14 protein-coding genes, 1 rRNA gene and 1 pseudogene are annotated in these 25,501 nt (G+C 35.8%); 7 read left to right on the plus strand and 9 right to left on the minus strand.

The features are described 5' to 3' along the window. Positions 1-195: autotransporter outer membrane beta-barrel domain-containing protein (locus ACFINA_RS06165; RefSeq protein WP_375607277.1), on the plus strand; the 195-nt coding region annotated here is incomplete at its 5' end. A 110-nt stretch (positions 196-305) separates the two neighbouring features. Here ACFINA_RS06165 and ACFINA_RS06170 read toward each other — a convergent pair. Continuing rightward, positions 306-908: pseudogene (locus ACFINA_RS06170) on the minus strand (integrase arm-type DNA-binding domain-containing protein); the annotation flags it as partial. A 2,359-nt stretch (positions 909-3,267) separates the two neighbouring features. Here ACFINA_RS06170 and ACFINA_RS06175 point away from each other — a divergent pair. The 5 genes from ACFINA_RS06175 (at position 3,268) to rrf (ending at position 15,567) form a co-directional block, all read left to right on the plus strand. Further along, entirely contained in the window at positions 3,268-5,790 is a 2,523-nt protein-coding gene (locus ACFINA_RS06175) for an autotransporter outer membrane beta-barrel domain-containing protein (protein ID WP_375615241.1), read from the plus strand. A gap of 495 nt (positions 5,791-6,285) precedes the next feature. After that, positions 6,286-8,634 (plus strand): autotransporter outer membrane beta-barrel domain-containing protein, encoded by a 2,349-nt coding sequence (locus tag ACFINA_RS06180; protein WP_375615242.1) that lies wholly within the window; start codon positions 6,286-6,288, stop codon positions 8,632-8,634. A gap of 141 nt (positions 8,635-8,775) precedes the next feature. Then, positions 8,776-10,524 carry an autotransporter outer membrane beta-barrel domain-containing protein gene (locus ACFINA_RS06185; RefSeq protein WP_375615243.1) on the plus strand — a complete coding sequence of 583 codons (1,749 nt, stop codon included), beginning with the start codon at positions 8,776-8,778 and terminating at the stop codon, positions 10,522-10,524. Between the two features lie 135 nt (positions 10,525-10,659). Then, a complete protein-coding gene (locus tag ACFINA_RS06190; RefSeq protein WP_375615244.1) occupies positions 10,660-14,103 on the plus strand; it encodes an autotransporter outer membrane beta-barrel domain-containing protein in 3,444 nt (1,147 codons plus the stop codon). Between the two features lie 1,349 nt (positions 14,104-15,452). Then, positions 15,453-15,567 (plus strand): 5S ribosomal RNA (gene rrf / locus ACFINA_RS06195). Between the two features lie 407 nt (positions 15,568-15,974). Here rrf and ACFINA_RS06200 read toward each other — a convergent pair. The 7 genes from ACFINA_RS06200 to parA form a co-directional block, all read right to left on the minus strand. Then, positions 15,975-16,379, minus strand: a complete 405-nt coding sequence (locus ACFINA_RS06200; RefSeq protein WP_375607272.1) for a flagellar protein FlgN — start codon at positions 16,377-16,379, stop codon at positions 15,975-15,977. A 2,703-nt stretch (positions 16,380-19,082) separates the two neighbouring features. Beyond that, the gene (locus tag ACFINA_RS06205; protein ID WP_375615245.1) at positions 19,083-19,316 is read right to left on the minus strand and encodes a hypothetical protein; all 234 of its coding nucleotides are present in this window, start codon (positions 19,314-19,316) and stop codon (positions 19,083-19,085) included. 940 nt (positions 19,317-20,256) lie between these two features. Continuing rightward, positions 20,257-20,475, minus strand: a complete 219-nt coding sequence (locus ACFINA_RS06210; protein WP_375614687.1) for an EexN family lipoprotein — start codon at positions 20,473-20,475, stop codon at positions 20,257-20,259. Between the two features lie 45 nt (positions 20,476-20,520). Continuing rightward, complete coding sequence (locus ACFINA_RS06215; protein ID WP_375615246.1) at positions 20,521-20,733, minus strand: EexN family lipoprotein; 213 nt, start codon at positions 20,731-20,733, stop codon at positions 20,521-20,523. A 66-nt stretch (positions 20,734-20,799) separates the two neighbouring features. After that, positions 20,800-21,003, minus strand: a complete 204-nt coding sequence (locus ACFINA_RS06220) for an EexN family lipoprotein (protein WP_375615247.1) — start codon at positions 21,001-21,003, stop codon at positions 20,800-20,802. Between the two features lie 1,098 nt (positions 21,004-22,101). Continuing rightward, positions 22,102-22,332 carry a hypothetical protein gene (locus ACFINA_RS06225; RefSeq protein ID WP_375615248.1) on the minus strand — a complete coding sequence of 77 codons (231 nt, stop codon included), beginning with the start codon at positions 22,330-22,332 and terminating at the stop codon, positions 22,102-22,104. Then, on the minus strand, positions 22,329-22,958 hold the full coding sequence (gene parA, locus ACFINA_RS06230) for a ParA family partition ATPase (protein ID WP_375607266.1): 630 nt from the start codon (positions 22,956-22,958) through the stop codon (positions 22,329-22,331). Before parA ends, ACFINA_RS06225 begins: the two co-directional genes overlap by 4 nt. A gap of 1,003 nt (positions 22,959-23,961) precedes the next feature. Here parA and ACFINA_RS06235 point away from each other — a divergent pair. After that, positions 23,962-24,291: a TIGR01244 family sulfur transferase gene (locus ACFINA_RS06235; protein ID WP_375607265.1), complete on the plus strand. Its 330-nt coding sequence runs from the start codon at positions 23,962-23,964 to the stop codon at positions 24,289-24,291. 29 nt (positions 24,292-24,320) lie between these two features. On the opposite strand, the gene ACFINA_RS06240 is transcribed toward ACFINA_RS06235, so the two are convergent. Beyond that, complete coding sequence (locus ACFINA_RS06240) at positions 24,321-24,527, minus strand: hypothetical protein (protein ID WP_375615249.1); 207 nt, start codon at positions 24,525-24,527, stop codon at positions 24,321-24,323. Positions 24,528-25,501: the final 974 nt, after the last annotated feature.

Consider the following 25,501-nt stretch of genomic DNA (forward strand, 5'->3'; position numbering starts at 1 on the left):
GATGATGGTACCATCCGGATTGGCAGAGATTTTGACCTTGATCCTATGGGACCTGCAATTGAAGGCGGCGTTGGCATCAATGCGCAACTGTCTCACAATTTCTCCCTTCATGGTGATGTAAGCTATCAACAAAAGCTTCGAAAAACCGGTATATCTGGTGCAAGCTTTTCAGGAGGAATACGTTATCAGTTTTAATACAAGGCTGTAAAAATAGCGTATTTCTTTTCTATGCATTAACAAAAAAGGCAGCACATCGTGTTGCCTTTTCGCTTTATAAATCCTAATAACACTACACTATCCCTCCTTAAGAGAGCCCTTGCTTTTTCTACTGCCTGTAAATCAACATCCACACCCAACGCCGCAGCATGTTTGAAACAAAGCTTGAGACGCATCAGTGCTGTATTAGCATCTCCAGCTTTTGTATGACAGATGGGAGCGAGGATATTGCGTATTTCTATTTGTGTAATCTCTGAAATAGGCAGACAGCCTAATTTGGGGAGAATATGGAGTTTTAAAGGTGAAAACCTGTTTCCATCTTTACCATCATTTTTTAATTCAGCTTTACGACTTTCAAAAGCATCTAAGGCAATGTTTTTTAAGTAATGGAGATTACGCATTGCCTCACGTTTTCGTTTCTCACGTTTTTTAATGGGATCATGACCATCACGAAGAACAGAACGCTATTGGGTTTGCCAATTCACGAGCTTGTTTTAAAGAGACATCTCTCAAAGCACCCAAGTCCATTTAGCGACAGCGCCCATGAATGGTATATGAATGGTATAACGGTAAATCCATTGAGTACCCCCATCTTTACGTTTGTGAAAGAGCAATCCGGCACCATCATTATATTTTCCAGCTCGTGGGTGTTGCTAAAGCCCTTGGCTCTTGAGACGATTCATAAGAGCCATTTTAGTCCTTTCTTATACATTTTTTACCCACACGCCCAGCCCCGCTTGTGGTATGCAAGAGAATGGTTTTTCTTGATTTAAGACAAACAGGTTTAAAATGAGAGAATCTTACGTTATTCAGAACTCTAACTCAATGAAAGTAACGCTAAATTATCATTATAAATCAGCATATTATACCATTTTTATCAAGATAAAAGATAAGGTATTTTTATCTAGAATATGTCACAAAGTATGCTGCCTTTTCGTACATGAAATCCATTTTTTCCTGAAGTGTTTTCTTTTCTACTTAAATACGCTTTTCTTCCTCTTCACATGGATTGCGCAGCTATTCATCATCGAATTTTCCCATAAAGCTAAGCAAAGTGTATTTCTAGATAATATAAAGATAACAGCATTAAGAATAAATCTTAAAAAATAGAAGATTTCTTGCTTTTTCACTTATGGAAGTACAACAACTTTACCGTTCAATTATGCTCTTCTTTGAAGATAGATATGGTGCAAATATGCACCATGGAGCTGTCCAAGCAAAGATGATATTAGAAAAATGAAAAGTTAACCACTGCACATTTAAAACAGATAGGAAACCTACAGCCACTCTCATTTATTCCAAAGGATATAGAAAATGAAAAAAAACATACCGGATAAATAATCAATCATAGCTTATAATATAAGAGCATAACAGTGTTTTCATATGGCTACACTCTTCCCTTATGATATCTGGACAGCAAATATCTCTAAAACTTCTATAAAAATACTATTAAAGTTATGCTGTAAAAATGTTAATTGCCTCAACAATCATTTGTCAAAAATTTGCAAAAAATAATCAGAGAACTAACCGTTTGAACCACAAACATAATTTTTGTGCTAATGATTTGATTTTTAACGACTTTTAACATATTGATAATCTTAAAATTAAATCAGACAGCCTCCCCAGTTAGTCCGGATAAGTAGGTATCTAACAAAAACTATTGTTAGAACCGTAGAAGACCATACCCCATCCTTATATGAGAAAGTGAACTTCCTTAAAAAACTTTGATATTGATGATACTAAACAGATTGGTATTCATTTTTACCTTAATCCGATAGATTCTGCCGTTAAAGGTGCGTTTAGCACAATACACAATTATCTCACAATTTAACTCTCTATATTGATGTAAACTATCAGAAAAAACTTTAAAAGACGTGTAGCCGAGACAAGTTTTTCTGATAGAATACGCTACCAATTTTAATATAAAAATTATAAAAATAAGCATATTAATCCGTTTACTATTAACAAAAAAACGGACTGTATTTTTTTTTATTTACAATCTATTATAGCAATAAAATAATTTCTTTCTTTACGATGTGTTGTCGCTATCTATAAAGATTTATTTACACTTCCATTGCTGGTTCTTCTAAACAAACAGTTTTGAGAAAATTAATGCATGAAAAGAAAATCTAACAACAAGCGCTTTATCTTTCATATACAAAATGCTCAAGAAAGCTAATTTTTTCATTTATAAAATGAAATCACTCAATAAAGTTCTTTTTATATCAATAAAAGATGTTTTAAATTGGATATTCAAAATATTGATTTATAATGATAATTTATCATTACTCATATTGAATTAAAATCTTGAATATCGTAATCTCTCTCATTTAAAACCTGTTCCATGTTGAACTAATCAAAATCATTCACTTGCACATTACAAGCAGAGCTGGCGTGTGAAGCAAAGTTATATAAGAAAAGCCTGAGAAGTCCTATAATGAACTGTCTCAAGTGCCAAGGGCTTATCACAAATATTGGGAGCTAGCAAAATGTGTGACGGGCTTGCTCTTTTATTAAGCGTAAAGGTATCGGCTTGCTCCTTCGTAAGCGTAAATATGATGGAACTCTACGGCTTTAGCGTTATAGCATTCATGAACACCGTCGCGAAATGGGCTGTGCTTCCTTAGAAAAATAGGCTTTGCTACCCTTAGCCTCCTTAAAGAAAGCCTGTGAATAGCCCCCCTCATCTCTTCTTCTTATAGCAGAAAAAATTTGCTGATCGTTTTGGTTAGTGCATCAAATAATACATCTCAACACTATAGAGCTTTTATAGCGATTATCTTTAATAGACAATTTTTAAATATCATACTTCATAGTGCTTTTAGCATAAGCTTAACCAAGCGAGGTTTTATGAAATCCACTTTTCTCAACTTTTTATGATCATGAAAAAAGTTTTTCTGAAGCAAAACTTCAAATCATAGAGAACACCATCAATATAATTCGTTTTGTTATTTACAATAAAAACATAATGATATAGAAACTGTCTGGGTACTTGCGCCATCAGGGGAATGAAGTAAGCATCAAAGCATACCAAATACTAAAGGCATATCTATGTGTAAGAAATATATTTATAAGAAAAATTTTTTGTTATGTACAATTGCTGGAACTTTGATTTTTTCTCATTTCGGTTCAACTTATGCAAATACATCGGCTCCTGAAACTCCTGGAATTTTTGGGAAGATTGAATTAAATAAGGGAGAAGAAAAGACTTTAAATAATGTTCTTGTCCGCGATAAAGGACCTGGAATATTAGCGCATGATAAAGCAGCTATCACAATTGTAAAATCAACAATACACACGGAAATGTCTGCACTTTCTGTATCAGCAGGTGGACGCATTCATGCTAAAGAAATTGAAGTCAATACAGTGTATAAAGGTTTAGAAACAAAGAATGGTATAATCGACGTCAAAGATTCAACCATAACCGTCCAACGAGGAGGTGCCGGTGGTATCGTTTTTTATGAAACAAAAGATTCTTCACTGAAAAGTGGAGAAAAAGTTGTCAATAAGATTGTTCTTAGCAATACAAAACTTCTTGTGAAAAACGGTACCGGTATTCTTGGTCCCTACTGCTCAAAAGCCGTTGCTGAAGTTCAACTTAAAGACTCAGAAATTCGATCTGACGTATTATTGAGAAATAAAACGAAACGTAAATATTATGATAACGATACTCTTCCTGTAACTTTAGCATTAACCGCTGATAATTCAACAATAGAGGGACGAGCAAGAACTTTAAAAGTCAATACAACGGTTTTGACTCTGAATAACAAGAGCAAATGGTACTTAAAGACCTCTCAAGAGGAAGTCGATACTGACTTTAATACGTTTAACTATGAGCTCAGTGATATTAAACAACGAACCCTTTCTACCGTTTCAGTACTGAATCTTAATAATAGTTCTATCATATTTAAGGTACCGCAAGGGCGGGAAAAAGATCATTATCATACCTTGTATATAGGGCGAACAGCTGAGGTTCGTAGACCTGAGGGAAGTACAATCCCCGATATAGAAAGCACTTATAATACAGTTTACAATGCCACAGGCAATGCAAAAATTTATTTTAATATTGAATGGAGTGATGGTCTAGTAAAAGAACAGCAAAAAGCTGACCGCCTCCTTATTCATGGTGATGTATCAGGCAGCACAACAGTCCATATCAAGAACCTTGCGAAAGGTGAGATATTAAAAGCTGAAGATTCTGTTTCCTCGAATATGCGTGGTCTTTCAGTCATTCAAGTTTCTGGAAATGCAAATGAAGATTCCTTCAAACTTGCACACGGCTACACCACAATGGAGGGATTGCCCTATAAATATATACTCAAAGCCTATGGTCCAACATCCAGCCATGGGACAGCCGATAGCACACAAAGTCATTTTAGCGGAATATCACAAGAATCAAAAGAAAATACCCTCAAAGACTACACAATCTATACGATATCAGAATCAGGAAAAATGATTGAAGGCGTTTCACCAAAAGAGAAAGAAGCGCAAAATACCGGTTCATCATCCCTTGGACAAGCAAACAACGCACAAAACATTTTGGAAAAAAATCAAAATTTCTGGGATTTTCGCTTGCAAAATGCGACTCTCGATAATGAGGGAAAGATCAGAGCTCTCGTTCCTCAAGTGGCAAGCTATTTGTCCATGCCTAACGCACTATTCTCAGCTGGACTGGCTGATATAAACAATCAAAACACTTTACTCAACTCGATGCAGGAAAACACCTTTGAGACAAAAGATCATAAAAACAAAGGAATCTTATTCTCGACTTATGGAAATAAGATGACATTATCCTCTCACCGTACGCCATTACAATATGGCTATGGTGCCGATATTCACTATGCAGCTTTACAGGCAGGTATTACATTAGCAGCTCTAGAAGATCAAAACATGACCACCAATTTTGGTCTTTTAGGGACATATGGGAAATTAGCTTTCACCCCTAAAGACATGGAAGGTGCTGACAAGAGTACACTCAATAAATGGTCAATTGCTGCATATAGTGGGCTGCACCATAATAATGGGATATACATCCATGCACTCTTCTCCTATGGAATGCTCAAGGGAGATATCACCACAGCTCTCATAGGAAAGACTGCAGAATTGAAAAATGCTGATACATTCAGTGCATCAGCAACCATTGGACAAAAATTCGAAACCAGTAGGAACGGATTGGTCTTTGAACCACAAGCACAACTTGTTTATCAACGTCTCATGCTTGGCACACTCTCAGATGTCGATGGTTTTGATGTGGATATGGGAAATCCTTATCAATACTTAGTGCGTGTTGGTGGACGCTTAACGCAAACGAAGCTTTCTATTGAAAACGGCGATATTCTTTCTTTCTATGGTAAATTGAATATTGTTAAAGCTTTTTCTAACAATGGTACGATACAGATTGGTGAATCATTCCACCTTGATTCTATGGGAGCTGCCCTTGAAGGTGGACTTGGTGTAAATGCACAATTATCACAAAATATCGCACTTCATGCTGATGTTAACTATCAATATAAGCTTCAAAAAACAGGTATATCTGGAGCAAGCTTTTCAGGCGGAATACGCTATCAGTTTTAAGAAAAAGCAAAAAATAATTTATATTCTATTCATTTTAATAAAAGGCAGTACAAATGAGCTGCCTTTTTGATTTATAAAAATCAAATGTTTTTAATAAATTTTTTTGTATTTTAAAACACGTAATAAATAATTTTCTGTGTAAGAAAATCAATTAAAAGCTTTTTGTAAGCGCACAACAATAGCTTCTCCAAAAACTTTGTAGAGTTTTCATAACAACAGCCTTAAGCAACAAACATCCTTGCAAAATATTTTGTTTCTTAACACTTTTAAACGGAATACTTATCAATCTAGCTTTTCTACAATTCATAGTTGCTCACTGCAATTTCTATTTTAAAAACTCTTCTAAAATCATTTTTTAAACGATAAAGAACAGGACGCAATATTTCGTTTTGTTGTTTACAATAAAAACATAATGATATAGAAACTGTCTGGGTACTTGCGCCATCAGGGGAATGAAGTAAGCATCAAAGCATACCAAATACTAAAGGCATATCTATGTGTAAGAAATATATTTATAAGAAAAATTTTTTGTTATGTACAATTGCTGGAACTTTGATTTTTTCTCATTTCGGTTCAACTTATGCAAATACATCAGCTCCTACAATGGTTATGGCTCGTGCGGATAAAGCAGGAGAAGAAAAAACCTTTAATAACGTTTTTATCCGCAGCGCATATACAACAGTGGTTGCTGATGACAAAGCCTTTATCACCATTACAAATTCAACAATGCGTTCAGACTCAAATTTATTTACCGCAACAACAGGTGGACGTATTCATGCTAAAAAAACTGTAGGAAAATCAAATTCCCGTGGTTTAGAAATTTCAAACGGCATCATCCATATTGAAGATTCAATCATTAATGTTTCCGGACATCACAAAAGTCGTGGTATCCTTTTTGATTACATCCCAAGTTCCCAAGTAAAAGAGGGCGAAAAAGTTATCAATAAAGCAATTCTTACCAACACAAAACTTCTTGTTGAAAATGGTATTGGTATTTTAGGACCAGATTATGCAAAATCTGTTGCTGAGGTAGAACTTAAAAGTTCAGAAATTCGTTCTGATATATTATTAAAAAATAAAATCCCAGAAAACTCAAAAGATATCGATCCTCGCACTTTTATATTAAGCGCTGACAATTCGATTATAGAAGGACGAGCAAAGACTTTACCTCAAAATACAACGATTTTTACTCTTAACAATAACAGCAAGTGGTCCCTAAAGATTAGTCAATTTGAAGTAGACAAAGAATTTGACAGCTCTAAAGGATACTTGCTCACTGATATTAAACAACGTGCACAGTCTATTGTCTCAGTATTGAACCTTAATAATAGCTCTATTATATTTAATGCGCCGCATAAACTAGCAGACAATCAGTATCAAACCTTGCATGTGGGAAAACAGCCAATAGCTGAAGCTGCAAAAGCAGAGCAAAACAGAAGCTTCGATACAACAACGGTTTACAATGCATTGGGCAACGCAAGGATTTACTTTAATACCGAATGGAGTAATGGTCTTATAAAAGAACAACAAAAAACTGACCGTGTTCTCGTTCATGGTAATGTCTCAGGCACCACAACGATCTATTTCAACAATCTTTCAAAGCGTGCAGAACCATTCGATGATGATGAAGTTTCCATTCCTTTGAATGCGCGTGGTCTCTCACTTGTTCAGGTGTCTGGAAAAGCAGAGGAAGCCGCCTTCACGCTGGTAAATGGCTACACTACAATGGATGGATTACCCTATAAATATGTATTAAATGGCTATGGACCAACATCCAGCCGTGGGAGAGCTGACAAACAGCAAAGTCTTTTGCAAGAAAGTGAAGAGTTTTGGGATTTCCGTCTACAAAATGCGACTCTTGATGATGAAGGAAAAATCAAAGCTCTTGTTCCTCAAATGGCAAGCTATTTGGTTATGCATAATGCAGTATTCTCCTCTGGCTTGGCTGATATAAACAATCAAAATACACTGTTAGATAATATGCATTCAACAGTTTTTGGATTAGAAGGTCATAAACAAAAAGGGATATTTTTATCGACTTATGGCAACAAGATGACGTTATCTTCCAGCCGTAGTCCATTGGAATATGGTTATGGTGCTAATGTTCACTATGCTGCTATACAAGCAGGCATGACATTAACAACGTTAGAAAATCAAAATATAACCGCGAATCTTGGTCTTTTAGGCACATATGGAAAGCTCGCTTTTACGCCAAAGGACATGGAAGGTTCTGACAAAAGCATACTGGATAAATGGTCCTTTACGGCATATGGAAATCTCCACCATGACAATGGTCTCTATATTAATGCACTGTTCTCTTACGGCATTTTAAACGGACATATTACAACAGCCCTTATCGGCAACACCACAGAATTAAACAATACGGATACATTAAATATATCAGCTACCGTTGGACAAAAACTAGCAACTGGTGTTGAAGGGGTGTCCTTTGAACCACAAGTACAACTTATTTATCAACATATTGCCTTTGGCACTCTTTCAGATATTGATGGCTTCCAAGTTAATATAAAGACCCCTCATCAATGGTTGGTCCGTATTGGAGGTCGTTTAACAAAAACAATACTTCCTATTGAAAAAGATCGTGTTCTTTCTTTTTATGGTAAATTGAACGTCATTAAAGCTTTTGGTGAGAAAAATACAATTGATATTGTTGATTCTTTCCATCTTGATTCTATGGACTCTTCTCTTGAAGGTGGGCTTGGCATTAACGCGCAACTTTCTAAAAATATCGCACTTCATGCTGACGTTAATTACCAACATAAACTTCAAAAAGCTGGGTTCTCTGGAATTAATTTTTCCGGAGGAATGCGTTATCGCTTTTAAACAATTTTAGCTCTCTATTTTGACGCATAAGCAGCGCTGAGATGAAAACAGTGCTGCTTAACTACATTACAAAAAACCGTAATGTGTCAAAAAGTGGTTCATTTTTAGCAAAATAAAGAAAATATCTTAAGGAACATCTCTATGCATAAGAATCTTTTGTTATGTACAGCCGCTTGTGCTTTATTTTTTTCTTCTTTTAATTTCACATCTACCAGCACCGCCTCTGCTCTAAGCCCCCAGGAACGCCATGCCATTGATTTAATAAACACACCAACACAAGCAGAAAAAAATCTTGAAAAGATAGCCTCTGGCGCCATGATGGAGGATAATTCGCACTTCAATCAAGCACTTGATGCCAATAACCAACGACGTGTTAATGCTGCGCGCCAAGAATGGATGAGCCAAGACAATCGTAATTGGTCTGAACTGCAAAATAAAGCAGAAATATTACATAAAGCAGTACAATTGGATAGTGCTTTACAAGGACAAAACAAGGAACTTTCCAATACTTTACGCAAAGCAGTATTAGAAACTTTGAACAACGATGGAATAACCAACGTGAAGAAAAAAGAAGAACCAACCCCTCCTGCATCTGAAGAGAATAAACAACCTCTTATTGACTCCAGCACAAGACAAAGACGCGCTAGTGATAAATTACCACCCGCTCACGTTGCTGCCCAACACAAGGACAATTCATTCACAAGAACAGATCATGGAATGAGACAGCCTAAAATAAATGAAAATTCGCAATCTGATATTGATCCCCAAACAAACACCACTTCCTCGGAATCAAAAACGACTCTTAATACATCAGAAAAAGCGCATATGAAATTGCTCCCAAAGGTTGAGAATACCGCTACCGCTGCGACAGAGAGCTCCTCTAAACTTACAGATGATGATAAAGCAACCGCAGCTTCTACTTCTCTTGATGGAACAGAAAAAAGCACAACTCTTACACCACAAGGAGAAAGTTCTTTAACCATGCCTATTGCGATGTTTGCCGTTGGGTTTAGTGATGTCAACAATCAAAATATCTTGTTAGACAATATGCAAATAACAATGTTTGAACCCAAAGATCATCCAGAGAGAGGCGTTTTCTTATCCTCTTATGGCAATAAAAGCACCTTTTCTTCTAAGGTTCAAGCAAAACAAGATGGTATCCAAGCAGATATTCGCTATGCTGCATTGCAAGCAGGAGCAACACTAATAGCGCTAAAAGATCAAAATATCAGCAGCAACTTTGGTCTTTTTGGAACATATGGGAAACTGTCTTTTACTCCTAAAAACAAGGAGAGCTTTCAAAAAAATATGTTTGATAAATGGTCACTCACCGCATATGGAAATATTCAGCATGACAGTGGCATCTATGCAAGTGCCTTTCTCTCTTACGGAATTTTCAAAGAAAATCACGCTACAACTCTCATCAAACATACCTCAAAAGTGAAGAATAGTAAAACATTAGGAGCCGCTGCAACTGTTGGTCAAAAACTGTCAACCAATTTGGAAGGTGTAATCCTAGAACCGCAAGCACAACTTGTTTATCAACGTCTCATGCTTGGTTCTTTATCAGATAGGAGCTCTTTCTCAGATGACGATAACTCTAAAATAGACATAAGTAATCCTTATCAATGGCTGCTCCGTATTGGCGGACGTTTAACGCAAAACAAAGGACATGCTGTTTCTTTCTACGGCAAACTGAACATGATCAAAACTTTTAGTAAAAATTTTCAGCTTGCAGCTATGGGATCTTTAATCGAAGGTGGTTTTGGTATTCACACACACTTATCACAAAATATTCAGCTTCATAGTGATCTCAGCTATCAACATAAATTCAAAAAAGCTGGCATCTCTGCAATAAATATTTCCGCTGGAATGCGCTATCACTTTTAAAAATACTTGTATTCCTTATCTTGAAATATGAAGAGATCTCATTATGTTTCGTTTTGTCTCTTACAAAAGAGACATAATGAGGTCAAAGTTTTACTTTTTATGAGAGAGGGGGAAATATTTTAGGAATACATCCATATGAAAAAAAGCTTCTTACTATACACAGTTTCCGGAGTTCTGTTTTATTCTTCCAACAGTTTGTCTTATGCTATTCATGCTATGACTCCAACGATAGATCTCTCTTCTCCCCCGACAACATCTGACTCCAAAAGAACGATCATCCCCCCTCATCCTACCGGAAATGAACCTACAAAGTCTACTCCTACAAGCACTGTCGTTCCTCACATGCAACTTGGAGAAAAATTAAGGAGATATACACGCTCTTCATATGGAGAAACGACACATTCTTCAACACACCCCCAATCATCTGAACACCCTACAAAGCCTAAAACCTCCACAGAATCTTCTGAACCTGGAACAATTACACAACCTGAAACACCCCCTAAAAACACAGAAACGTCCAAGGCTTCTTCTCAAAATTCTAAAGGAAAAACGACATTCCCAAATGTAACCATTGAAAATACAACTTCTTCCTCAAAACAAAAGCCTAGGCATGCTCAAGAAAGTATACAAACATCAAAAACTAAAACGACAGAAAGTTTACAGTCTAGCTTTACAGCCACACAAAGCGATATTACACAATCACCATCGACAGAAATAGCTCCAACGAGAGAAGAAACTGCAACAACAAGGATAGTTTTAACAAAAGGAACAGCTTCAACAACAGGAATGGAAGCAAAATCGAGAAGGCGTTCAGGAGCCACCACCTCTTCTACAGATTCTTCCAGCGAAAAGACGCCTCCAAATTCTGCTGTCTCTTCACAATCAGAAGCGACACAATCTGCACCCAATTTACAACCAACACCTGCAAACTCTGAATCTACAAGAGCGGAATCTACAAAACCAGCAACAGAGCTATCACCAACGTCTAAAGAACCAGAACTCACACCGCCAACATCATCACGATCACCAGAATCTGTACGACCAACGCCCACACAACCCACATCTGCCCAAAAGGTATCTGGAAACTCTGAATCTACAGAGGCGGGCATTACAAGACCAACAGCAGAACAATCACCAGTGCCTAAAGAGTCAGAACGCATACAGCAAACATCTTTAAGAATAGAAACTGGAAAACCAGCATTACAGGTACCACCAAAATCTGTAAAACCAGCGCCAGTGCAATCTTCATCTGCACAAAAAATGTCTGAAAAACCAGAGATTGAAAAACCAATATCACCAATAAAACAATATGAAAAGTCTACACAAATTGAGGATATAAGCGCTGGAGTTGAAGCTAAAAACGGTAAGACCATAACGTTACATAACAAAAAAATTCAAGACAATAGTTTTGCTGTACATGCAGAGGGAAATAATTCAAAAGTCAACATGATAGGGGGAACAGTTGATGCGCGTTTTGTTGCACTAAGCGTATCAGATGGTGGAGAAATTGATGCTACAGGCATTACTGCAACAGCAGAAACAGCTGCTTTGGTAAACATGGAGGGCACAATAAAACTTAAGGATTCAAGCGTACATGTCACGGGAAATTATGAAGCAGACGGTATTATTTTCCGCAACAATCCGTATAATGCCCCTAGAAAACGATATACACGCAATGCTAAAAAGAACACCAATGCCGTTCAAGAACAAGATGTAGCCAATATTGCTGATAAAGTAACCCTAGAGAATACAAAGCTTTTCGTTGAACATGGTAGCGGTATCAACCTTTATGGAACAGGCATAAACGGAGAAGTCAACCTTAAAAATTCAGAAGTTCATGCCGATATTTTATTAAAAAATATCAAGAACGAAAGTGCCTCCACAAACACCATTGCATTAGTTGCAGACCACTCTTCTTTAGAAGGTCGGGTAAGAACTTCTGAAGATAATAGAACAGTTTTTGATCTAAAAGAGAGGACGAAATGGCTTTTAAAGGCGAATAAAAATGTCACAAATAATGATAATATTTTAAATGACTATAGACAGTTTGGTGTTGATGAAAAATCATACTCTAATCTTTCTGAATTGCACCTTACAAACAGTGTCATTATGTTTGACAAGCCAGTGGAGGGACATTATCAAACTCTGTTTATAGGACCTAATCTTTCGCAAGAAGACGAAACAACTCACACAGCAGCGGTTTATAGTACAGCGGGTCTTGCAGAGATTTATGTAAACACTCAATGGGATAAACATTCTCCTATCACGGAACAACAAACTGATCGCGTTGTGATTAATGGCGATGTCTCAGGGAGTACTGTTGTTCACATCAATCTCCAAACCGATAGCTCTGCTATTTGGGAAGAACGCATGGCGTCACTTCCTTTAGGGACACATGGGATTTCAATCATTCAAGTTTCCGGACAAGCAAATGAAAATTCCTTCACGTTAGCAGGAAACTATACGACAATAGGTGAACAACCTTATAAATATGTACTCACAGGCTATAAACCAGGAACATCTCATGAGAGCCAAAATCTTTTTGGCAAAAATAATCATGATTTTTGGGATTTCCGCTTACAGAATGCCTACATTGATAAAGACAAAAAAGTTCGAGCCCTTTTACCACAGGTAGCAAACTATTTAACCATATCTAATACTTTATTTTCTGCTGGATTTACTGATGTAAACAATCAAAACACGTTGTTAGACAATATGCGCACAACAGTATTTGGGGCAAAAGACAATAAAAAGAATGGTATCTTTTTCTCTTCCTACGGCGAGAAGGTCACCCTATCTTCCAACCGCGATCCACTGCACTATGGTTATGGTGCTGATATAAACTATACTGCCTTACAATTAGGAGGCATATTAGCCGCCTTAGAAAGCAAAGACATAAGCGCATATTTTGGTCTTTTAGGAACGTACGGAAAGCTTGCCTTTACGCCAAAAGAGATGCAAGATTCTGAAAAGACAACGCTTGATAAATGGTCACTTACCGCTTATAGCGGCATCCAGCATAGCAATGGTATATATGTCAACGCTCTTCTTTCTTACGGAACCTTAAAAGGAAATATTACCACAGCTCTTGTTGGGAATGCCGCAAAATTAGATGGTACCGAGATGCTTAATATATCTGCAACCATTGGTCAGAAATTAGCAACCGATACAAAAGGGCTGGTCTTTGAACCACAAGCTCAATTCATTTATCAAAATCTCATATTTGATATTTTCTCAGATACCAATGGCTTAAAAGTAGACATGGGCAATCCACATCAATGGTTGATCCGTTTTGGTGGACGTTTAACAAAAACGATAATGGCTGTTGAAGAAAACAAGGCTGTTTCCTTCTATGGTAAAATGAATGTTATCAGAACTTTTGGCGATGGTAAAACAATAAAAATTGCTGATACCTTTCATGTTGATCCTACCGGCTCTTCAGTTGAGGGAGGCATGGGGGTGAATGCATATCTTTCTCAAAATATCGTACTAAACGCCGATATCAGCTATCGGCAAAAACTGCAAAAAGCCGGTGTATCTGGCACCAATTTTTCTGGCGGGATACGTTATCGTTTCTAAAGCAGAAGTTAATTTTAACTTAAATAAAAAGGCAGCACAAAGTGCTGCTTTTTTATTTAAATTTATACATTTTTTAATTCTCAAAAATCATTATCACATCAAAGAAGATTTTGACTTATAATATTTCTTTTGCGTATTGAATAAAAAACTGAATACCATAACAATCTCTCATCAAAATACCCCACGCATAAAATTTTTATGTCTTATATTATGACCACACCTCAAGCGATAATGTTTTTATAGCACAACAGAATAAGCATTCATGCGGATTTTAAAAAAGTCAGCACCTTCTTCGCTGTAGACGCTCCATTTATTTTAGATGATGTGCATTTAATATACCTGCTATAAAGACTAGTATCTGGTATAAATTCTTAAAGGCATGTTTTTCCTCTAAAATCTCAATGCTACAGCAGCTCCATTATAAGACAAGATATTGATTTATAAAGACAATTAATTGTTTTCCATGTTAAATGAGAATCCAGAATATCGTTAGATTCTTTCATTTTAGACCTGTTCCATGTTGAAGCAACAAAAACCATATTTCTTACAAGTGACAAGAGGGAAGAGCCATGGGGATAAAAAACTATTAAGAAAAGATTAAAAATGCCTCTAATGAACTATCTCAAGTGCCAAGGGCTGTAGCAACATTGGGATCAAACAAAAAATATGACAGTGTTGAAAAATATAACAATATCAACTTGCTCTTTTATTAAGCATAAAGATGGTCGCGCCCTATAGATTTTATATTATTTCCATGGGAACTTTCTTATTATACCATTCACAAGCACCGTTGCATCAAAGATGTCGTTGCACTGCCCCACAAACACCATCACGAAATAGACTTGAGAGCTTAGATATCTCTTTAAAACAAGGCCGTGAATTAGGAATAACAAATCCATTCTATTTTGAGTATTTTGTTGAGTATGAAAGCCATCCCCCCAGTAAAAAACACAATAAAAAAAGCGTGAAACAATGTGTAATCTTCATTATTTAACAGATAGTGCTTTAGATACTTTTGAAAGACATAAGCTAAATTAAAGGACAGTGGTACAAAGGGAAGCTGATTTCTACCCTCTTTATTCTTTCCCAATAAGATCACCTCCCCATTTCAAATATTACGCCAACAAAGGTATCGCACTATATTCACTCAAATCTGGATGCTCTCTCCAATCTGGTATACAAAAACTAAAAACAGCAGAAGAGAATATTAAACCGCTTTAATTTTTGTCTCAAACATATAGATTTAAGCAACTAACCGCTTCATATCACCACACTTCAAAGGACAATACTTCATGAAGCTTATAGGCAATATTCATCACATACTCTTCATCATTCATGCTTTTTGCTGACTTGGTGGTTATAGCAGAGTGAACGCACCCGATCCCATCACGAACTCGGCCGTGAAACGCTCCAGCGCTGATAATATTTTACCTTAAGGCAAGGGAGAGTAAGTCGCCGCCAGATCTGCTAAATGCATGCAGAAGACCAATGTATAAACCTTACATTACCACAGCCTCAAGGAAGCTGTTTTTAAGGCATCACAGGCTGGTCTAAATATTCTCTTGATCGCCTCTCCCCCTAAACTAAAAAATGAAGCTCCCTATTAACTCAGTCTGCAAACAATGCTCTGTAAATAATCCGCCTTCTCTGAGTTCTCTTCCGGCCAGCTTCTCACCGCATGCGGTTCACATCACGATACCTTTAAAAATACTGTTTTAAGAACAGCGTTTTACAGTACATCAGGATAATAATTTAAATACCAAAATGCGCTTAAAACAAGTCTACTCACTAAACGCACTATTTATCCAAATCAACTGCCCCACCTAATCATTGTCATTAGTTAGAACAGCCCGTATTAATCAGATTTGAATTTATTCCTCTATTTCTTTTGCACGTCCAGATAGTTGTATAGCTTTAGAAAGATCATTAACTGCATTTAAATGTGTTTGAAGTAATTCACTATTACGCTGTAATTTTTCTTGTAAATCAGACAACAAACTTTCAACCTCATGCTCAATATCTTGATTCATGTAGCGCTTCACATCACTCATGGATTTATTAAGATCACGCAAACCACGTATTTTACGCAAATTTATTTCTTCGTAATCTGGAACACCACTGCTCTCTAGCATATTGCTTTCATAATCAACAACTTGAGCTAATCCTTTAACAGCAGCAACAAATTTTGTCATCGCCCAATCACGATCAATAAGGTTGTTATCAAGAACTTTTGCTTTTGCCGCAAAACTATCATCACCATATTGCACTACAGACATTTTTACTTCCCCTTCAACACTATTGTTCAATCTTACTTTCAAATGAGGGAGATTAAACAGGTTCTCTTCAATGCTGATACACTCAACCAAGCTCGTAATCGAACATTGCTACAACAGCACGACAATCCTTCAAAGTGTATACCACTTCAACTTTTAACGCGTTCTCTCAAATATTTTTTCTTTGCTCCAAAACCATCATTGTGGCTATACTAATCCATCAAAACGCTATAAACTCAAACCTTACAGCAATATCGAAACTTCCATATTTGCTCTGTCTATTTCGCCTTGCCGATTTTATCTTTGCCGATTTTATCACGAGCTCATCTTCAATAGAAAATAACAATGCTAGAAAATAACAATGCTTTCACGAGAACTTCAGCCACAAAAATATCTGCCGACAAAAAACCGCAGTCTATCTTGCAGCATATAAAGACTTAAGCCCATCAAAAATTTCAGCATTTTACTGATAGAAGCACTTTACCCTCCATAACCTCATGGCTCTCTCTGCACTTAAACTTGTACACCTTCTGGCACCCCATAAGATGGCGCCCGACAAGATCAGTTTACACCCATTCAAAAGGACACCCCCCTCTCCCATACTCTTTCTGCACACATGCAGTATTTTGCATAAAACACAAAAAGAATGCTCTTTTGAACAGATCAGCCATACAGCAATATAAAAAAAGACACCTTAAAATAGCTAAACAGCCATCAATCTTCCTTTTTTAAATTATCATTCGCTTTTCTTTGCAATAAACGACTATATAAGATTTTTTGAACCTTTTCAAGAGTTTCTTAGCCAATCAGTTCGATACGTCTTCAATCGCATATTCACGCGCTTGTTTTAAAGAAATATCTCTTAAGTGCACCCAAGCCTATTTAGCACCGCGGCCCATGAATGCATGAATGGTACAATGATAAATCTTCCATGACATGTATAAAATCCATTGAGCACTTTCCATCTTTACGCTTAATAAAAGAAGCAAGCCAGCACCATCACATATTTTTCTAACCCCTTATGTTCTGATACCCTTGGCACTTGAAACGGTTCATAAAGCGTGGCCTTTCTTGTATAATTTCTCTGCGCATGGGCGCTCCCTGCTTGTAACTGCAAAAGACATGGTTTTGGTTAATTCACCACGAAACAGATTTGGAATGAAAAAAATTCCAGTATTCAGGGATCTAATTCAAGTTGAATAACGATAGATTATCATTATAAATCAAAACATTATACAATTAATAATGCTTAACGCTCCCCCCATTGATATTTTCAGAATTTTCACAGCATCTTCCTATAGATTATTTCATTCCATAACACATTTTTCTCTTAATATCGCGACTTTACATGCGCTACTGGTATAAAAACAGAGAAACAATCATTTTATAATCAAGGTACAATTTTTGTTACGATCTTTCTCTCGTTTAACCTTTTAAATGCGGCTCTTCTCTTTCATAATCATCACATTTCAAATCTATTCCATGTTGAATAAATTAAAATCACTTGCTTGCACATCACAAACAACGCCTTGATGTGTTGATAAAATACGCTGAAAGAAAAATGCCTCTTATGAACCTTAGCAAATGCCCAGAACTATAATAAACATTGGAAGCAAGCATACGATAATTGTGACTTGCTCTTTTATAAGTATAAAGATGATAGCATTCTATAAATTTTTATATTATTCAAATTTTATATTATTTCACGAGAGCTTTACTGTTATACTATTCACATTTACCGTTATGCCATTTACGAGTGTCATCGTAAAATGTCTGTCGTGTGCGTTGAGAGATGTTTCTTTAAAACAAGTACATAAATATGCAATACAAATATACGAATATACAACATAAGTATATTTCGTTTGGAGCGTTCTTTACTTTTGTGCAAAACATGCCCCATTAGAGCAGCATTAACCAATCTTGCTATGAGATAAACGATCAGAAAACATTTTTGTCTTCCGCCGCTCACCTTAAAGAACCAAGATCTTAACTCAATCGGCTCTGTACGCAGTCCGAATTTTTGTCAAACGCTCTTCTCTTGACTTTCCCCTCATCTGATTCACTTAAACGAAAAGCTCAACAAATAAACCTACGAATATTCATCGTACACTAAAAAATACTTAAACGTTCCAAGAAAACTTATATGTCTTATATTACCGTTATAAATGACAGTGCTTTATAGCATAACAGGATAAAAAAGTTTCCAGAAACACAAAACTTACAAAATCAATCAATAGTCCTTTTAAAACTTTCTTTTTTAGGATTCACAATACTCCAACTCCTTAAGCTTTTATAAAAAAAGGAACGATTTTAAGCTTGCCGAATATATTGTATCAGCAATATATTACAGATTGTAACATATTGTTATTCATAAAATCACCTCAAAAAGAACAGAAAGAGGTTTTTATGGCTGATCTCGTAAAAGCCGCTATGCTTTATTCAACCTTGATTATCACCATCAATGCTTTTGTTGTTATTTTAGTTCTCGTAATAGAAATATACTAAGCATACTCTCTTGGCTTATTGTAATCTGCGCAAATAAGCATCTTAATTTCACATAAGATCAAAGAAAAATTTTAATTCTACAGATAAACCACACACTCAATTTCAAACATCGCTTGCAACTATTTGAGGTGTAAACTCTGCTTTTTGTATGCATTTTTAACCATCATTGTCCATCTTTTCACGCTATCTTGAATCTCAACTTCATTCCCAGCTTAAAAAACGAAATTTTCTACCAGATCCAATCTGTAAATAATTTGTCTCCTTATTGAGTAAGTTCCTTTTGCTTCCCCCTTCAGGGCATCTCACAATCCTAAAGGATAATATTTCATGAAGCTTATGATAAATCCATTGAACACCATCTTTACCCTTATGAGAAAATAAACCAGCAGCATCAAACACTTTTCCAGCCCCAAATGTTGCAACAACCTTTAGCACTTGAGATCGTTTATAAGAGGCATTTTTACTTCTTTCTCCAACAGTTTTTATCTACACGGCTCTCCATGCTTGTACCATGCAAGAAGATGGTTTTAATTAATTCAACCGAGAACAGATTTGGAATAAGAGAAGCTTACGTTATTCGAGATCCTTATTTAACATAATAATAATTAAGTTATTTTTATAAATCAAAGTGTTATTTATAAAAACATTTATCACACACTCAAGAACAAAAAACACCTCATACGTAAAGTTTTATATGAGCTCCACTGCTCAACATGATAATATAACGACACAATTAAGATAAAAAAATAATAAGGAAAGACCTTGCAAACTCAGAAAAGAGAGGAGAAAAATGAAAAGATGTGGAGAGCGCTCAATTCCTCACACATCCGGCAAAACCGTCCTAGCAAAACAGCCTCACAACTTAACTAATGTTATAATATTCTCAAATCAAAAGCAATTTTTTTAAAATAGTTTGAGAAAAACATTTGAGTATGAAACGATAATAATTCCATTCAGAATGTTTTTCTCTTTATTAAAACAGAGAAAAGTAATTTCCAAACAAATGTTTCCTCCGAATTTTTCCGAAATTAGCCGCAACGCTTAAAGACGATCTTAGTGTTATGAAACATTTATTTGTGATAAACGCAAAAAAACACCCCAAAGATAAATTTAATCTCATATTTTAAATACATGTAACCAAAACATTAAAAAATTAGCAGTAACACGTAACAACTCATTGGGAGGCAATACTATCTACAATTGAAAGCACTTTTGGGCTTAACAATGACAGTATAGCATCCGTTTATACAAAGAGTACTAAGCGTAAAAGACTAATTCTTGAAGCCATAAAAAGACTCTCTAAAAGTTAGAGATAGCCTAAAAACGCAATAGAATCAATAACTAAACAATTCTTTATTTATTGAACTGTATGTTTTTAATTAATGCCAAACATAAGTTCCATATATGCTTGTCTGGCATGTTGGCAATTTTTAGATTTCTCCATAGAAGATTGATCCAGCTTTTCACATTTTTTTGCCCACTCTTCGAGTAATGTTTTATCTTTCTTAAATTCCGCTACGCTGTAGTTTTTTTCACAACCAGCAACGACAAGTCCAGTACAAACCAGCAATGCTGTAATAATAACTTTATTCATAAATAAATTCCCCTTTTTTCAAATTTACAAAGTTTAGGACACAATTTAGGGCCTTAAAAAAAGTTCTATATATGCTTGTCGAAGGTTTTTACAATTTTGAGAGGATTTGAGCGGTGAATCATCCTTCTCACATTTCTTTGCCCATTCCTCGTATAATTTTTCATTTGTTTTAAATTCTTTTACACTATAAGTTTTTTCACAACCAGTAACAGAAAGTCCAGTACAAAGGAGCAATGCTGTAATAATGACTTTATTCATGATTTAATTCCCTTCTTTTTTATCTTCAGTTTTTTCTTGGTCGTCCTTTCCAGAGCCGAAAATTCCCTATTTTTTACGAGTTTCTAATTCAGCTTGTTCTGCGTTTTTACAATTTTTTGAATCAAAACTTCCTGCAATAAAACATTTCTCTAACCACTGATTGAGTAATTTGGGATCTTTCTTAAACTCTGCTACGCTATAAGTTTTTTCACAACCAGCAACGACAAATCCCACGCAAAGCAGTAGCGCTGTTATAATGATCTTGTTCATGATTTAACCCCTCTCTTTGTTTTATATTTTATTAACAATATCTTTGGGTTCACATCCCCTCCTATATTGTGACCTTGCGTCTAACTTTCCTTTGCAAATACGTACACTTCCAACGCAAACATATTAAATCATGAAAACTGCTTTCATTTATCAGACTTGCATTTGTAACATTATCTGCACGGCTGCTCTTTGTATTTGAAGTGTTAAAACTTCAGCAAAAATTCTGATATCTTGACATTCTCAAAAAGCTTTTTAATCATTTCTTTTCCTTCAAGAACCTCTTGGTAACGAGAAACAGTACGAATATCTTACCCAAAATTCGTTATGCCTATACCCATTGCAAATTCCCTGCAAACGAAAGAATACACCTTTTAATCAACTAATTGCGCTCTTATCATTTCTAAACCACCGGAAAAGAAAGCTTTAAGTCCCCCCCTGCACTTTTTAAAAGCCAATAGAAATGCTAAAAAAGCAATCTTATACATTTCCAATTGAAGAAAAAAGCCTATTGCCTTGTATATCATTACGAATGGCATTAACTATTTAAGACTATAAAATCATATAAATGTAAGAAATATTGTCTATAGTATACTCAATGACTTCTTTTGTTTATTAGGAAAAATTATAGCGCGTCAATATCAGTAAATTTTACTTATTTTTATTCCCCCCCCTTTATAAACATGAATATAATTTAATAAAATGGATTGCTGCATAACAGAAAAAAATAATCAACGCTACTCTTAATTACATTATTACATTATTTACCCATGTATTAAGTAAAATAAACAAAAATAACCTGATGTTTAAAATCATTATCAAGATAATTTTTATGGAAGAATAAACTTATCTATTCATCTAGAGATATAAGATAACAAGTAGTATGATGATTATCACATTTATAGGGAAAAGTTTGAAATGGAGAATTTTTCGCAAACACATAGCTCTTTCATAAGATGATACAGAACCTTATGAAAAACAACTTAAATGAAGCAACCATCGTGAAAAAGGAAGAGCGCTTTTATTATTAACTTCGTATAAAAACAATCGATATCATCTCTAGAAAAAGCACTCAAACCAACGAAATTATCGTATCATTTTTTACACTTTTCCGTATTTTTGTGAAAGCAATTCGCGGACCTCATCAGCTATTTTAGTTCCACGACTTGCACAACTGACCTTAATCAACCGATGCAAACTTTCTGGTATATCAATCGTAAGGCGCTTCATCCCTCCATTCATGCTCCCTTTGTGGCGTCCTACCCATGCATCCGCTGTTAAAGGAATTGATTTATTCGTTGGTTTTGTGCCGATTTTAATTTTTTTATTCATCGCGCTAACTCCTTGATTTCCGCTGCAACCGCTTCAATCTCTGCTGCTGCTGGTCCTTGCTCATCAACTTCATAAACCGCCTTCCCCTGTGCTGCTGCTTCTGCAAAAATCACGCGCTGCGCAACGCTAGAAGAAAGAACATGCACGTGGTATATGCCAAGAGCTTCGTTCACATCACGCCCTATCGCTGTATTGACGATTTTACGATTAATGACAAAAGCAGATTTAAGATTTTCTTTATAAACACGTGCTTCATCAATCAGCTTTACAATTCCATCCGCTGCCCAAATATCATAGGGACTAGGCAAAACAGGGATAAGCACCAAATCCGAAGCCATAAGAGCACTACGAGCAAGATCAGTTACACGCGGAGGGCCATCGATAATAATATGATCATAACCATGCCCAATCTGTGTAATCTCTTTGTGAACCGTTGCACGCGGTAAACCAATAACCGAAAACAAAGGTGCATCTTCACGTGCAGCAGCCCAATCCAATGCGCTTCCCTGTGGATCAACATCAATAAGCAATACACGTGCACCAGTACGTGCAAAACTGGCGGCAAGATTAACACTCAACGTCGTTTTTCCGACACCTCCCTTTTGATTCAAAAGTCCAATGATCATCCATTACGCCTTTCAGTATTATCGTTTTTACGATAATACTGAAAATAACAAAAGAAGCAAGCATTCAACACATGAAAAACAACTACTTCTCCCATTTTTAGGATAAAAACGACACCACCCAATTTTATCTTTATAATATTCTTTTAACTTTTAGCATTGAGCGAAATATTATAAAAATAATATTCTTGAGGATAAGAAAAATTTAAACACGAAACACGCTCTTCTTCCCCACCCTAAAACAAAGATTTTTAAATCCATGTCGATCTGTAAACAATGCTCTGTAAATGATCCAGCTTCTTATTTTGCGCCGGCCTTTTGGGCTTCTCCTTTCATGCAATCCACTTAATGCAACTCTACAAACAAGCTCCACTCTGAATATACAACAAACTATAAGGAGAATTCATTGTTTCGCACGTTGAATGAGAGAGCCGAAATCAGGAAGATTCTCTCATTTCATACCTCTTATATTAAATTAATCAAAATCATATCTCTTGTACGTACAAGCAGGGCTGGCGTGTGAGTAAAACTGTACAAGAAAGGATTTAAAATGCTTCTTATGCAGAATCTCAAGTACCAAGAACTATTACAATATTGGGGGTTGGCAAATATAACAATGGTACCGACTTCCTTCTTCATAAGCGTAAAGAGAGTGGTGATCCGTGAATTTTATACTCTTTGACGCTCGACAGAGTAAAATGGGCTTAAGAGAAATAAGGATACCTCTAGCAAGCGTGTAAACAAACAACACAATGAAATGTCTATGCTGAGTAAACACTATAGATTATCCATAAAGACCAAACATCCGTCTTTTATAAGATCGCATAACGAACATGTTGCGGAATGAGATATTTTGCATCTTAAAGCTCGTTTTTCCCAAATAGATCTTCTCGACAAAAAGAATATTTTTGTTAAGATGCCACTGAAAAACTTACCTTCATTATCTTCTTTCTATATAACAGACCAGAGGGTATCGTGAAGATCGTGCAATTGGGAATAAACAAAAATGAATTTACAACAAATTGAACCTGATATTTTTATCAGTGCACAAATTAGCATAGAAAATATCAAAGCATTGGCACAAGCTGGTTTTAAAACAATTATCTGTAACCGCCCCGATCACGAAGAGCTCCATCAACCTGACTTTTCTAGCATTAAAACGGTCGCAAATGAATATGGCATAAAAGCCTATCACATTCCCATTTCTCCTCCAACTATAGAAAAATCAGCTGTTGAAGCCATGCAAACAATTTTAAAAACAGCCTCTCTGCCTCTTCTTGCCTATTGTCATCACGGATCACGCTCGCTGCATCTTTATCGTTTAGCGCATCTTTAAACAGAGGGTATGCACACTTCCTCCTCGCCTTAAAAGACAAAAATTCTTAAATACACATCGATTTTTAACAAACAATCTGTCAATAATCTTTGTCTTGCGCCTTTCCCTTGGCTTGCCTCTTCATAAAACTCTACAAGCAAGCTTTGCTCCTTAATATACAACAAGCATGCACACCCGAAGCCATAAAAATGCATATGATGATCAAATAAAATTATTTTCACCTCACTTTTTATCACTGCTCCACCTTCTTTTTCTCTTCCTTTACCAATACGAGCTCATTCGTACGCCACAGACACCTAAAACGACAGTAAAACCACTAAGAAAAACCCATATTCCGAATAAAAGGCATGCAGAGTATTTTATAAAAAAACCGTAAGCCATAATCTATGATTAACTACAACATATTGATTTATAACAATTAATTATTTTGCACATTGAGTAAAAAATCCTAATACCGTAAGATTCTCTCAAGTCTATTTATAGTGAATCAATCAAAAGCGTGTTTCTTACATGTCACAAGCAGGAAGTGTTCATGTGAAATAAAACGAGTTAAGAACAAACTCTCATAAACGCTCTCAAATAGCCAAGGCTGTACAAAACTGAAAGCTTGTCAATATAACTGATGGTGTCGGATTCTCTTTTATTAGGCATAAAGAATGATAGCGCTCAACGAAACTTGCATGATACCATTCATGAGAGCCATCATGAAAATGAATATGAGAAGCGTTGAGAGATATTTCTTTAAAAGAAGCGCATAAATTAGTAAAACAAGGACATTCCAGCATTTTATTTTACCTGTGGGATCTGATATCCTATTCAAAGAACAACAAAAGCCTGAAGCTGTTATTTTCATGATTTAAGAGATATTGCTCTGGACACTTTTGAAAGTAGCAAAGCCAAATTTAAAAAAGACAGTCATCTGGACTGATTTTCCCTTGATAACTTCATATTTTTTTCCAATAAGGCTGTAAACCGATTTCAGAGATTACGCAAATGGATAATGCAATAGGGCTCTCCTCATCTAGCATACAAAAGCTGTAACAGTAGAAAGAGCATTAAAGCGCCTTAATTTTTATCTCAAACATATTGCTGCATTGGGGATCGCTAAAGAAAAAGTTTTATGAGAAAAATAATACGATAAAGTCATGAATAGACCGAACATAGACTGGAAAGATGTTCTAACTTTTATCCAATACTTCTACCAAAAAAC

The organism is Bartonella sp. AC10YNML, from assembly GCF_042196825.1.
Taxonomy (GTDB): domain Bacteria; phylum Pseudomonadota; class Alphaproteobacteria; order Rhizobiales; family Rhizobiaceae; genus Bartonella.

Excerpts from the sequence above, each read along its gene's own strand:
- parA (WP_375607266.1), bottom strand. The coding sequence starts at position 22,958 with ATGATCATTGGACTTTTGAATCAAAAGGGAGGTGTCGGAAAAACGACG.
- ACFINA_RS06175 (WP_375615241.1), top strand. The coding sequence starts at position 3,268 with ATGTGTAAGAAATATATTTATAAGAAAAATTTTTTGTTATGTACAATT.
- ACFINA_RS06235 (WP_375607265.1), top strand. The coding sequence starts at position 23,962 with ATGAATTTACAACAAATTGAACCTGATATTTTTATCAGTGCACAAATT.
- ACFINA_RS06200 (WP_375607272.1), bottom strand. The coding sequence starts at position 16,379 with ATGTCTGTAGTGCAATATGGTGATGATAGTTTTGCGGCAAAAGCAAAA.
- ACFINA_RS06215 (WP_375615246.1), bottom strand. The coding sequence starts at position 20,733 with ATGAATAAAGTCATTATTACAGCATTGCTCCTTTGTACTGGACTTTCT.
- ACFINA_RS06180 (WP_375615242.1), top strand. The coding sequence starts at position 6,286 with ATGTGTAAGAAATATATTTATAAGAAAAATTTTTTGTTATGTACAATT.
- ACFINA_RS06210 (WP_375614687.1), bottom strand. The coding sequence starts at position 20,475 with ATGAATAAAGTTATTATTACAGCATTGCTGGTTTGTACTGGACTTGTC.
- ACFINA_RS06220 (WP_375615247.1), bottom strand. The coding sequence starts at position 21,003 with ATGAACAAGATCATTATAACAGCGCTACTGCTTTGCGTGGGATTTGTC.
- ACFINA_RS06190 (WP_375615244.1), top strand. The coding sequence starts at position 10,660 with ATGAAAAAAAGCTTCTTACTATACACAGTTTCCGGAGTTCTGTTTTAT.
- ACFINA_RS06225 (WP_375615248.1), bottom strand. The coding sequence starts at position 22,332 with ATGAATAAAAAAATTAAAATCGGCACAAAACCAACGAATAAATCAATT.
- ACFINA_RS06185 (WP_375615243.1), top strand. The coding sequence starts at position 8,776 with ATGCATAAGAATCTTTTGTTATGTACAGCCGCTTGTGCTTTATTTTTT.